This is a genomic window from Tepidimonas sediminis (genome assembly GCF_007556605.1).
Classification (GTDB): domain Bacteria; phylum Pseudomonadota; class Gammaproteobacteria; order Burkholderiales; family Burkholderiaceae_C; genus Tepidimonas; species Tepidimonas sediminis.
The window spans coordinates 38,938-50,854 of the sequence record NZ_VJND01000002.1 but is presented as its reverse complement, the minus strand read 5'-3'; the positions used below and the strand labels follow the sequence as shown (position 1 = coordinate 50,854).

Here is an 11,917-nt window from a genome sequence, read left to right as displayed (position 1 = left end):
CCATGCCCGCGCCGCGCATTCCACCGATCCAGTGCCTGCTGACGTTCGAGGCGCTGGCGCGCCTGCGCAGCGTCACGCAGGCCGCCGACGAGCTGTGCGTCACCCCCAGCGCCGTCAGCCACCGCATCCGCCAGCTGGAGGAGCAGCTCGGCGTCAAGCTGTTCGGGCGCGCGGACTTCTCGCTCACCACCGAGGGCAGCGAGTACCTGGCCCAGGTGCGCGAGGCGCTGGCCTGCCTGCAGCGCTTCCCGAGCCGCGGCGCCACGCCCGGGCGGCGCAAGCTGCGGCTGGCGGTCACACCGACCTTCGCCCGCTCGATCCTGATGCCGCGGCTGCGCCAGTTCGCCGAGGCCTATCCGGAGATCGACCTGACGCTGCAGGTCAGCATCCCGCTGCTGGACGTGGTGGCCGAGGATGCGGACCTGACGATCCGCTTCGGCACCGGGCGCTACCAGGACGTGGAGTTCACCTGCATCCTGAAGGACGAGGTCACGCCGTTGGCCTCGCCGTCGTTCGTGCGTGAGCACGGGCCGTTCGAGAAGCCCGAGGACCTGCAGGGCGTGCCGCTGCTGCGCAGCCCGCTGGAGCCGTGGCGCACGTGGTTCGCCGCCCACCATCTGGACTGGCCGGAGCCGGCCGACGGCTCGCAGTTCAACGACATCGGCCTGATGTGCGACGGCGCCGCCGCCGGCATGGGCGTGGCGCTGGTGCGCCTGAAGCTCGGCGCACCGTGGCTGGACAACGGCACGCTGGTGCGGCTGTACCCGCACAACGTGCCCAGCCCCCACGCGCACTACCTGTGCTGGCGCGCGGGGGCGATGGAGCGCTGGGAGTGCGCGACGTTTGCCGCCTGGCTCAAGCAGGCGGTGGCCTGAGCGCCGCCACCGCCGCCCCGGCCGCCGCGCCCGCGCGGCATCACTCGATGCGGATGCGCTTGCCGGCCACCGCCACCTTCTTCGGCAGCGTCAGGGTCAGCACGCCGTCGTCGTACTTGGCGCTGGCGGCGGACTCGTCGACGTCGCTGGGCAGCGCGAAGCTGCGCGACACCTGGCCGTAGTAGCGCTCGCTGTGCAGCACCTTCTCGCCGTCGCGCTTGGCGTCCTCCTGCTTGACCTCGGCGGCGATCGTCACGACGTTGTTCTCCACCGTGACGTGGATGTTGTCCTTGCCGACGCCGGGCATCTCGGCCGAGATGACGTAGGCCTGGTCGTTCTCCTTGACTTCGACCTTGATCTGCTGCGGCAGCGGGTCGCCGTGCAGCGGGCGAATGTAGAAGCCCGGCGCCAGGTCACGGAAGAACTCATCGAACAGGCTCATGCGGCGCGGAATCAGGTTGCTCATCGTCTTCACTCCTCTTCGCGTCGTGGAGGGTGTGGGGTCCGCGGCGGCCCGCCGCCTCCACCCCGGCAGGCCGACGCGATGCGCGTCGATCCTTATGGTGGCGCCGCCGCCGCCGCGTTTCAAGGGGGCTTGCGCAGAATTTCAACGCCACCGTCGCCACGTTGACCTACACTGCCACCCCATGGACGCTGCCCCGCCCGTCGACGCCAGCGCGCGCGCCGCGCGCCAAGCCGAGGTGGTGCGCGCGCTGGCCGCGGTGCTGCCGGCGCACGCGCTGCTGTGGACTCCGGAGGACACCACGCCGTACGAGTGCGACGGTCTGACCGCCTACCGCGAGCGGCCGCTGGCGGTGGCGCTGCCGGAAACGGAGGAGCAGGTGCAGGCGGTGCTGCGCACCTGCCACCTGCTGAAGGTGCCGGTGGTGGCGCGCGGCGCCGGCACGGGGCTGTCGGGCGGGGCGATGCCGCACCCGCTGGGGGTGACGCTGTCGCTGGCCAAGTTCAACCGCATCGTGGCCATCGACCCGCTGGCGCAGACCGCCACCGTGCAGGCCGGCGTGCGCAACCTGGCCATCAGCGAGGCCGCCGTGCCGCACGGCCTGTACTACGCCCCCGACCCGAGCAGCCAGATCGCCTGCACGATCGGCGGCAACGTCGCCGAAAACTCCGGCGGCGTGCACTGCCTGAAGTACGGCCTGACGCTGCACAACGTGCTGCAGGTGCGCGGCTTCACCGTGGAAGGCGAGCCGGTGACCTTCGGCAGCCTGGCGCCGGACGCCCCGGGGCTGGACCTGCTGCCGGCGGTGATCGGCTCGGAGGGGATGCTGGCGGTGGTCGTCGAGGTGGTCGTGCGGCTGATCCCGCGCCCGCAGCTGGCGCGCTGCATCATGGCCAGCTTTGCCAGCGTGCGCGCCGCCGGCGACGCGGTGGCCGCCATCATCGCCGCCGGCATCATCCCGGCGGGGCTGGAAATGATGGACAAGCCGATGACCGCGGCGGTGGAGGACTTCGTCCACGCGGGCTATGACCTGGACGCCGAGGCCATCCTGCTGTGCGAATCCGACGGCACGCCCGAGGAGGTGGCCGAGGAGATCGAACGCATGAGCGCGGTGCTGCGCCAGGCCGGCGCCACCCGCCTGGCCGTCAGCCGCGACGAGGCCGAGCGGCTGCGCTTCTGGAGCGGGCGCAAGAATGCCTTTCCGGCCAGCGGGCGCATCAGCCCCGACTACATGTGCATGGACTCCACCATCCCGCGCAAGCGCCTCGCGGACATCCTGGAGGCCATCGCGGCGATGGAGGGCAAGTACGGGCTGCGCTGCGCCAACGTGTTCCATGCCGGTGACGGCAACCTGCACCCGCTGATCCTGTTCGACGCCAACGACCCCGAGCAGCTGCGCCGCGCCGAGGCGTTCGGTGCCGAGATCCTCGAGACCAGCGTCGCCATGGGCGGCACCATCACCGGCGAGCACGGCGTCGGCGTCGAGAAGCTCAACAGCATGTGCGTGCAGTTCAGCCCCGAGGAGCGCTCGCAGATGCTGGCGCTCAAGCGCGCCTTCGACGAGCACGGCCTGCTCAACCCCGGCAAGGTCATCCCGACGCTGCACCGCTGCGCCGAGTACGGCAAGATGCTGGTGCGCGGCGGGCGGCTGCCGCACCCCGAGCTGCCGCGCTTCTGACCCCCCGAGGGGGACACGGGCCGCGGGACGGCGCGGGCCTTGCGCTACAGTAGCTCCCATGCAGCCGCTGCCGCGCGATCCCTGGCCGACGCACCTGCCGCCCTCGTTCTTCGCGGCGCTGCAGCCGGCCCCGCCCGCGCAGCCGGATCCGCCCGCCCAGGGGGAACCCTCCGCGGCCTGGCGGCTGCTGCAGGCGCTGCCGGATGGCGTGCTGATGCTGGATGCGCAGCTGTGCGTGCGCGGTGCCAACGCGGCGGCGCAGCCGCTGCTGCGTGCGCACCTGACGCCGGAGACGGCGGCCGGCCTGCCGTGGCAGGAGGCGCTGGACGATGACTGGCTCGACACGCTGCTGCCGTGGGTGGCCCCGGCGCTGCGGGGCGAACGCGGCGAGCTGGTGGTGCAGCGCCAGCAGGGCGGCCGCGCGCGCCACTGGCAGGTGACGCTCGCACCGGACTGGCTCGACGGCGCGGTGGCCGGGCTGTTCGTGCTGCTGCGCGACGAGACGGCGCAGCAGCGCGCCGAGGCCGAGCGCGAGCGCCAGCAGCAGGCGCTGCGGCAGCGCCTGCAGCAACAGGATCAGCATCTGGTGCTGCAGCAGGCGCGCTGGCAGGCGCTGTCGGCGGCGCTGCGCGATGCGGCGATCTTCTTCCTCGACCCCGACGGCGCGATCCGCGACTGGCCGGCCAGCGCCGAGCGGCTGCTCGGCTACCCGGCGGCGGCGGTGCTGGGCACCCACGGCCCGGACCGCGCCGACGCCCCGCATCCGCTGCCGCCCGACGCCCCGCAGGCGCTGGAACGCGCCGCCCTGCTGGGCCAGAGCGAATCGACCGGCTGGGTGCGGCGCGCCGACGGCTCGCGACTGTGGGCGCACGTGGTCTACACGACGCTGAGCGGGCCGGACGGCGAAGCGCTGGGCACGGCCTGCCTGGTGCGCGACATGACCGAGGTGCGCCGGCTGGAAGAGCTGCTGCGCGAGCTCAACCAGGCGCTGGAGCGTCAGGTGCAGCAGCGCACGCAGGCGCTGCAGGCGGCGGTGGACGACCTGGAGGCGTTCGCCTCCTCGGTGTCGCACGACCTGCGCGCGCCGCTGCGCCACATCACCAGCTACCTGCAGCTGCTGCGTGAGGATCTGGGCGCGCCGCTGGCGCCCGACGTCGCCGAGGACCTGCGCACCATCGAGGAGGCCGCCGCCCACATGGGGCGCCTGATCGAGGGGTTGCTGGCGTTCGCGCGCACCGGACGCGCCGCGCTGCAGTGGGAGGCGGTGGACATGCTGGGTCTGCTGCGCGCCAGCCTCAACCGCGTGCTGCACGATCCGGCGCTGCAGCGCGCGCCCGGCGAGGTCGAGCTGAGGCTGCCCGCAGCCCTGCCCAGCGTGCAGGGTGATCCGCTGCTGCTGGCCCAGGTATGGGACAACCTGCTGGCCAACGCGCTCAAGTACAGCCGCCCGCGCCGGCCGGCCGTCATCGAGGTCGGCGGCGAGCTGCGGCGCGGCCCGGACGGCGCGCCGCAGGCGGTGTTCTGGGTGCGCGACAACGGCGTCGGCTTCGATCCGGCGCGCGCCGAGCGGCTGTTCGGCATGTTCCAGCGCCTGCACCGCGCACAGGAGTTCGAGGGCACCGGCATCGGCCTGGCGCTGGCGCGGCGCATCGTCGAGCGCCACGGCGGCCGCATCCAGGCCGAGGGCCGGCCCGGTGAGGGCGCCACGTTCACCTTCACGCTGCCGCCGCTGGGCAGCGAGCCACCGGCCGGTGCAGACCCGTCGTGACGGCACTGCTCGATGCCGCCGCCACTGCGGCCGCCCTGCCCTACCCCGCACTGGCCGACGCCCTCGAGGCTCTGCTGCGCGACGACACCGTGGTCGTGCCGCCGCGCCTGGTGCAGCCGCTGACCGGCGGCGGCAGCCTGTTCGTGATGCCTGCGGCCGACGCCGCCCTGGCCATCACCAAGCTGATCACCTTCGTGCCCGACAACCCTGCCCACGGCCGTCCCGCCATCCAGGGCGACGTCGTCGTCTTCGACGCACGCAGCGGGCAGCGCCGCGCCGTGCTGGACGGCCCCACCGTCACCGCGCGGCGCACGGCGGCGGTGTCGCTGCTGGCCGCGCGGCGGCTGGCGCCACGCCCGCAGGGGCCGCTGTTGATCGTCGGCGCCGGCGTGCAGGGCCGCGCGCATCTGGAAGCCTTCGCGGCCGGGCTCGGCGTGCGCGCGGTGCAAGTCGCCTCGCGCAGCGCCGCCAGTGCCGACGCGCTCGTGGCCCATGCGCGCGGGCTGGGGCTGGAGGCGCAGCGCGTGGACGACGCCGACGCGGCGCTGGCCGACTGTCCGCTGGTGGTCAGTTGCACCCCCGCGCAGGCGGTGGCGCTGCGCGCACGGCCGCGTCCCGACGCCTTCGTCGCCGCGGTGGGCGCCTTCACCCCGCGCATGGTGGAGTGGGCGCCCGACGTGTGCCGGCATCTGGCCGCCACCGGCACGCTGGTGGTGGACACGCGTGACGCCGACCACGAGGCCGGCGACCTGCTGCAGGCCGGGCTGGACGTGGCGGCGCTGCCCACCCTGGCGGACGTGGTGCGCGACACGCCGGCCTGGCGGCGCGCGCGCCGGGCGGGCGGGCCGGTGTTCTTCAAGAGCTGCGGCTGGGCCGGCTGGGATCTGGCCGCGGCCCGCTGCGCGCTGGCCGCCGCAGCCCGCTGAAGCCGGGCGCGGCCCGGCACCGCCGCGGACACCGCTCACGCCAGCGGCAGGCGGTGGGTGCTCTTGACCTCCTCCATCACCGCGTAGGTGCGGGTTTCGCGCACGCCGGGCAGCTGCCACAGCACGTCGCCGGCGAAGCGGCGGTAGTCGGCCATGTCGGCCACGCGTGTCTTGAGCAGGTAGTCGAACCCGCCAGCCACCATGTGGCACTCCAGCACCTGCGGCGCGGCCTGCACCGCGGCCCTGAAGTGCTCGAACACGTTGGGGGTGGTGCGGTCCAGCAGCACCTCGACGAACACCAGCAACCCGGCCCCCAGCTTGGCCGGGTTCAGACGCGCCTCGTAGCCGAGGATGTAACCCTCGCGCGTCAGCCGCTGCACGCGCGCCAGCACCGCCGTCGGCGACAGCCCCACCGTCTCGGCCAGCTTCAGGTTGGTGATGCGGCCGTCGCGCTGCAGCACGTCGAGGATGCGCAGATCGAGACGGTCCAGGTCCGTGCGTGGACTCGAAGATCTTCCTTCCATGGGCCTTCACTTTAGCTGAACATTCGGTAAACGAGCGCAAAAAACGACACTCATTCGATGATGGCCGGATCAAACTTGCGATCCATCGGACCGCGAGGTGAAGACCGCCATGCCTACCATCGCCATCCCCACCCCCACCGCCTCCGCCACGCCCGCGCCACCATCCGACGACCCTGCCCACGGGGTCAGTCGCTTCGCCGACGGCCCGATCGCGCGCGCCCCGACGATGGCGGCGCTGCCGGCGCGTGCGCGCGCGCCGGAGCCCGAGCTGCTGCCGGCGCTGCTGGAGGAGGCCCGGCTGGACGCCGCCACCGGCGCGCGCGTGGCCGCGCTGGCGCGGCGGCTGGCCGAGGGGCTGCGCCGGCGCGCCCCGCAGCGCGGCCGCGAGGGGCTGGTGCAGGCGCTGCTGCAGGAATACGCCCTGTCGTCGCAGGAGGGCGTGGCGCTGATGTGCCTGGCCGAGGCGCTGCTGCGCATCCCGGATGCGGCCACGCGCGACGCGCTGATCCGCGACAAGATCGGCCGCGGCGACTGGCGCGCTCACCTGGGCCGCAGCCCCTCGACCTTCGTCAACGCCGCCACCTGGGGCCTGCTGCTGACCGGGCGCCTGACCGCCACCCACAGCGAGGAAGGGCTGGGCGCGGCGCTCACCGGCCTGCTGCGCAAGGGCGGCGAGCCGCTGATCCGCCGCGCGGTGGACATGGCGATGCGGCTGCTCGGCGAGCAGTTCGTCACCGGCCAGACGATCGAGCAGGCGCTCGAGCGCGCCCGCGCGCGCGAGGCGCAGGGCTTCCGCTACTCCTACGACATGCTCGGCGAGGCGGCGCTGACCGAGGAGGACGCGCAGCGCTACTTCGACGCCTACCGCAGCGCGATCGAGGCCATCGGCGCGGCCAACGCCGGCCGCGGCGTGATCGACGGGCCCGGCGTGTCGATCAAGCTGTCGGCGCTGCACCCGCGCTACGGCCGCGCCCAGTATGCGCGCGTGATGGAGGAGCTCTACCCGCGGCTGCGCGCGCTGGCCGAAGCGGCGTGCAAGGTGAACATCGGCCTGCACATCGACGCCGAGGAGAGCGAACGGCTGGAGCTGTCGCTGGATTTGCTCGAGCGCCTGGCGCACGAGCCGTCGCTGGCCGGCTGGGCGGGCCTGGGCTTCGTCATCCAGGCGTACCAGAAGCGCGCGCCGGCGGTGGTCGATCACGTAATCGCGCTGGCACGGCGCAGCGGACGGCGGCTGCTGGTGCGGCTGGTCAAGGGCGCCTACTGGGACAGCGAGATCAAGCGCGCCCAGCTCGACGGGCTGGACTACCCGGTCTACACGCGCAAGGCCTACACCGACGTGTCGTACCTGGCGTGCGCGCGGCGGCTGCTGGCCGCGCCGGAGGCGGTGTTCCCGCAGTTCGCCTCCCACAACGCGCAGACGCTGGCGGCGATCCACGAGATGGCCGACCCCGCCGCCTGGCACCCGCACCAGTACGAGTTCCAGTGCCTGCACGGCATGGGCGAGCCGCTCTACGAACAGGTGGTGGCGCCGGTGGAGGCCGGAGGGCTCGGCCGGCCGTGCCGCATCTACGCCCCGGTCGGCACGCACGAGACGCTGCTGGCCTACCTGGTGCGCCGCCTGCTGGAAAACGGCGCCAACACGTCGTTCGTGCACCGCATCGCGGACGCCCGCGTGCCGCTTGCGGCGCTGGTGGAAGACCCCGTGGCCACCGTCGAGGGCTGGGCGCGCGCGGAAGGCGCGCCGGGCCTGCCGCACCCGCGCATCCCGGCCCCGGCGGCGCTGTACGGCCCGATGCGCGCCAACAGCGCCGGGCTGGATCTGAACGACGAAGGGACGCTCACCGCCCTGCAGCGCGCGCTGGACGCCAGCCGCGCCGCGCCGCCGCACGCCGCGCCGCGGCTGGCCGAGGGGCTGACGCCCGCTGGCGGAGGCGCGGCCCGCCCCGTCGTCAACCCGGCCGACCACGGCGACGTCGTCGGCACGGTGGCCGAGGCGTGCGCCGACGACGTCGCCGCCGCCGTGGCCGCGGCGCAGGCCGCCGCACCGCGCTGGGCCGCCACCGCGCCCGAGGCGCGCGCGGACATCCTGCGCCGTGCGGCGGATGCCCTGCAGGCGCAGATGCCGGCGTTCGTGGCGCTGCTGATGCGCGAGGCCGGCAAGACCGCGGCCAACGCGGTGGCCGAGGTGCGCGAGGCGATCGACTTCCTGCGCTTCGACGCCGCGCAGATCACCGACGCGCACTGGCCGCGCGCGGCCCGGCCGCTCGGGCCGGTGGCGTGCATCAGCCCGTGGAACTTTCCGCTGGCCATCTTCACCGGGCAGCTCGCCGCCGCGCTGGCCGCCGGCAACCCGGTGCTGGCCAAGCCGGCGGAGCAGACGCCGCTGGTGGCCGCGCGCATGACCGCGCTGCTGCACGAGGCCGGCGTGCCGCGCGACGTGCTGCAGCTGCTGCCCGGCCCCGGCGAGACGGTCGGCGCGGCGCTGGTGGCCGACGCGCGCATCGCCGGCGTGGTCTTCACCGGCTCCACCGAGGTGGCGCGGCTGTTGCAGCGGGCGCTGGCGGGCCGCACGCGCAGCGGCGCGGACGGGCGCGCGCAGCCGGTGCCGCTGATCGCCGAGACCGGCGGCCAGAACGCCATGGTCGTGGACACCTCGGCGCTGCCGGAGCAGGTGGTGCAGGACGTGCTCGCCTCGGCCTTCGACAGCGCCGGCCAGCGCTGCTCGGCGCTGCGCGTGCTGTGCGTGCAGGAGGAGGCCGCGCCGCGCCTGCTGGCGATGCTGCGCGGCGCCATGCGCGAGCTGCGCCTGGGCCCACCCACGCGGCTGGCCACCGACGTCGGCCCGGTCATCGATGAGCCGGCGCGCGCCGGCATCGTCGCGCACATCGAGGCGATGCGCGCGCGCGGCTGCGCCGTCTGGCAGCTGCCGCTGCCGCCCGAGGCGCAGGCCGGCACCTTCGTGCCGCCGACGCTGATCGAGCTCGACGGCCTGCGCCTGCCCGAGCGCGAGGTGTTCGGCCCGGTGCTGCACGTGCTGCGCTGGCGGCGCGGGCAGCTGCCGGCGCTGATCGAGGCCATCCACGCCACCGGCTACGGCCTGACGTTCGGCGTGCACAGCCGCATCGACGAGACGATCGAGGCGCTGACGCAGCGGGTGCGCGCCGGCAACCACTACGTCAACCGCAACATGATCGGCGCGGTGGTCGGCGTGCAGCCGTTCGGCGGCGAAGGGCTGTCAGGCACGGGGCCGAAGGCCGGCGGGCCGCTCTACCTCTACCGGCTGCTGGCCGACCCGCCCGCCGACGCGGTGGCGCGCGCACGCGCCTTCATGGGGGCAGCTGAGCCGTCGGACTGGCGCGCGCCGGTGGTGCTGCGCGGCCCGACGGGGCAGCGCGACACCTGGACGCTGCGGCCGCGCCGGCACGTGCTGTGCGTGGCGCGCGACGCTGCCACGCGCCGCGCGATGGCCGACGTGGTGCGGGCGCAGGGCGGCCAGCCGCTGGAGCTGGTGGACGCCGCCCCGATGGCGGCGGCGCTGGCCGCCCTGCCGACGGCGCCGGAGGTGGCGTGGTTCGACGGCGACGCCGCGCAGCTGGTGACGCTGCAGCAGGCGCTGGCGGCGCTCGCGGGGCCGGTGGTGCCGGTCGTCACCGGCATGCCCGACGCGGCCCAGCCGCCCGCGGGGCTGCTGACCGAGCTCAGCGTCAGCGTCAACACCGCCGCCGCCGGCGGCAACGCCACGCTGATGGCGCTGGACTGACGCACGGCAGGCGCCGGTGCCCGGCACGCCCCCGCGACCGGGGCACCCTCCGGCACCGGTCAAGCCGCCGGATCGGCTTGGGCGGCGTAGGCCCGCCGCCCGAAGATCGCGCTGCCCACGCGCACCAGCGTGCTGCCCTCGGCGATGGCCAGTTCCAGGTCGTCGCTCATGCCCAGCGACAGCGTGTCGAAGTCGTCCGGCGCACCGAGCTGCGCGCGCAGCTGGTGAAACAGCTGCGCGGCCTGCGCGAACACGCGCCGCATCGCCGCCGCATCCGGCTGCGGATCGGGGATGCCCATCAGCCCGCGCAGCCGCAGCCGCGGCAAGGCTGCCACCGCCTGCGCCAGCTCCAGCGCCTCGGCCGGCGCCACGCCCGCCTTGGTCGGCGCGCCATCGACGTTGACCTGCAGGCACACCTGCAGCGGGGGCAAATGCGCCGGGCGCTGCGCGCTCAGGCGCTGCGCGATCTTGAGCCGGTCGACCGACTGCACCCAGTCGAAGTGCTCGGCCACCAGCCGCGTCTTGTTGCTCTGCAGCGGGCCGATGCAGTGCCACTCCAGACCCGCCACGCCGGCCTCGCGCAACGCGACGATCTTCTCCACGCCTTCCTGCACGTAGTTCTCGCCGAAGGCGCGCTGGCCGGCGGCGGCGGCCTCGGCCACCGCCGCCGGGCCGAAGGTCTTGGACACCGCCAGCAGCCGCACCGCGGCCGGGTCGCGCCCGGCGGCGGCGCAGGCGCGCGCGATGCGCTCACGCACGGTTTGGAGGTTGTCGGCAATCGTTGCCATAATGAACCCGTCGATCAATGCACACGGACCGGGGCCGGCTGGGGGAGGCCGGCCCGTCCGTCCAACCTCGGAAATTCGGGATGGACGTCACGCAACTGCTGGCTTTCGCGGTCAAGAACAAGGCCTCCGACCTGCACCTGTCCGCAGGGCTGCCGCCGATGATACGGGTGCACGGCGACGTGCGCCGCATCAACGTCGAGCCGCTGGATCACAAGCAGGTTCACGCGATGGTCTACGACATCATGACCGACGCGCAGCGCAAGGCGTACGAGGAATTTCTGGAGGTCGACTTCTCGTTCGAGATCGCGGGCCTGTCGCGCTTCCGCGTCAACGCCTTCAACCAGCACCGCGGCGCGGCGGCGGTGTTCCGCACCATCCCGTCCAAGGTGCTGACGCTGGAGGACCTGAACTGCCCGCGCATCTTCGCCGACCTGGCGATGAAGCCGCGCGGGCTGGTGCTGGTCACCGGCCCCACCGGCTCGGGCAAGTCGACGACGCTGGCGGCCATGGTCAACCACCGCAACGAGAACGACCCCGGCCACATCCTGACGATCGAGGATCCGATCGAGTTCGTGCACGAGTCCAAGAAGAGCCTGGTCAACCAGCGCGAGGTCGGGCCGATGACGCACTCGTTCGCCGCGGCGCTGCGCTCGGCGCTGCGCGAGGACCCGGACGTGATCCTGGTGGGCGAGATGCGCGACTTGGAGACCATCCGCCTCGCCATGACCGCGGCCGAGACCGGCCACCTGGTGTTCGGCACGCTGCACACCTCCAGCGCCGCCAAGACCATCGACCGCATCGTCGACGTCTTTCCCGCCGAGGAGAAGGACATGATCCGCGCGATGCTGTCGGAGTCGCTGGTGGCGGTGATCTCGCAGACGCTGCTGAAGACCGCCGATGGCCGCGGGCGGGTGGCGGCGCACGAGATCATGATCGGCACCCCGGCGATCCGCAACCTGATCCGCGAGAACAAGGTGGCGCAGATGTACTCCGCGATCCAGACCGGCCAGCAGTACGGCATGCAGACGCTGGACCAGGCGCTGATGGATCTGGTGCGCCGCAACGTCATCACCGCCGCCGAGGCGCGCGCCAAGGCCAAGAATCCCGAGAACTTCCCCGTCTGACGGCGGCC

Annotated in this window: 9 protein-coding genes; 6 read left to right on the top strand and 3 right to left on the bottom strand. The window is 73.8% G+C overall.

Translation table 11 applies throughout. The features are described from left to right. Window positions 1-2 precede the first annotated feature (2 nt). On the top strand, window positions 3-875 hold the full coding sequence (locus Tsedi_RS02185; protein WP_143893157.1) for a LysR substrate-binding domain-containing protein: 873 nt from the start codon (window positions 3-5) through the stop codon (window positions 873-875). Between the two features lie 40 nt (window positions 876-915). Here the strand turns inward: Tsedi_RS02185 and Tsedi_RS02180 are convergent, their stop codons facing one another. Beyond that, a complete protein-coding gene (locus Tsedi_RS02180) occupies window positions 916-1,341 on the bottom strand; it encodes an Hsp20/alpha crystallin family protein (RefSeq protein ID WP_143893155.1) in 426 nt (141 codons plus the stop codon). A gap of 181 nt (window positions 1,342-1,522) precedes the next feature. On the opposite strand from Tsedi_RS02180, the gene Tsedi_RS02175 reads away from it, so the two are divergent. From Tsedi_RS02175 to Tsedi_RS02165, 3 genes are read left to right on the top strand one after another with little or no spacing between them, the layout of a single operon-like run. After that, window positions 1,523-3,016 carry an FAD-linked oxidase C-terminal domain-containing protein gene (locus tag Tsedi_RS02175; RefSeq protein WP_143893153.1) on the top strand — a complete coding sequence of 498 codons (1,494 nt, stop codon included), beginning with the start codon at window positions 1,523-1,525 and terminating at the stop codon, window positions 3,014-3,016. Between the two features lie 58 nt (window positions 3,017-3,074). Continuing rightward, window positions 3,075-4,784 (top strand): sensor histidine kinase, encoded by a 1,710-nt coding sequence (locus tag Tsedi_RS02170; protein WP_143893151.1) that lies wholly within the window; start codon window positions 3,075-3,077, stop codon window positions 4,782-4,784. Window positions 4,785-4,789: 5 nt separating this feature from the next. Further along, window positions 4,790-5,710 (top strand): delta(1)-pyrroline-2-carboxylate reductase family protein, encoded by a 921-nt coding sequence (locus tag Tsedi_RS02165; RefSeq protein WP_143893542.1) that lies wholly within the window; start codon window positions 4,790-4,792, stop codon window positions 5,708-5,710. Between the two features lie 35 nt (window positions 5,711-5,745). Here the strand turns inward: Tsedi_RS02165 and Tsedi_RS02160 are convergent, their stop codons facing one another. Continuing rightward, window positions 5,746-6,234: an Lrp/AsnC ligand binding domain-containing protein gene (locus tag Tsedi_RS02160; protein ID WP_143893149.1), complete on the bottom strand. Its 489-nt coding sequence runs from the start codon at window positions 6,232-6,234 to the stop codon at window positions 5,746-5,748. Between the two features lie 109 nt (window positions 6,235-6,343). Between Tsedi_RS02160 and putA the strand changes: the two genes are divergently transcribed. Continuing rightward, on the top strand, window positions 6,344-9,997 hold the full coding sequence (gene putA, locus Tsedi_RS02155; protein ID WP_143893147.1) for a bifunctional proline dehydrogenase/L-glutamate gamma-semialdehyde dehydrogenase PutA: 3,654 nt from the start codon (window positions 6,344-6,346) through the stop codon (window positions 9,995-9,997). A 59-nt stretch (window positions 9,998-10,056) separates the two neighbouring features. On the opposite strand, the gene Tsedi_RS02150 is transcribed toward putA, so the two are convergent. Next, on the bottom strand, window positions 10,057-10,785 hold the full coding sequence (locus Tsedi_RS02150; protein ID WP_143893145.1) for a YggS family pyridoxal phosphate-dependent enzyme: 729 nt from the start codon (window positions 10,783-10,785) through the stop codon (window positions 10,057-10,059). An 80-nt stretch (window positions 10,786-10,865) separates the two neighbouring features. Between Tsedi_RS02150 and Tsedi_RS02145 the strand changes: the two genes are divergently transcribed. Then, window positions 10,866-11,909, top strand: coding sequence for a type IV pilus twitching motility protein PilT (locus Tsedi_RS02145; RefSeq protein ID WP_143893143.1), 1,044 nt, complete (start codon window positions 10,866-10,868; stop codon window positions 11,907-11,909). Window positions 11,910-11,917: the final 8 nt, after the last annotated feature.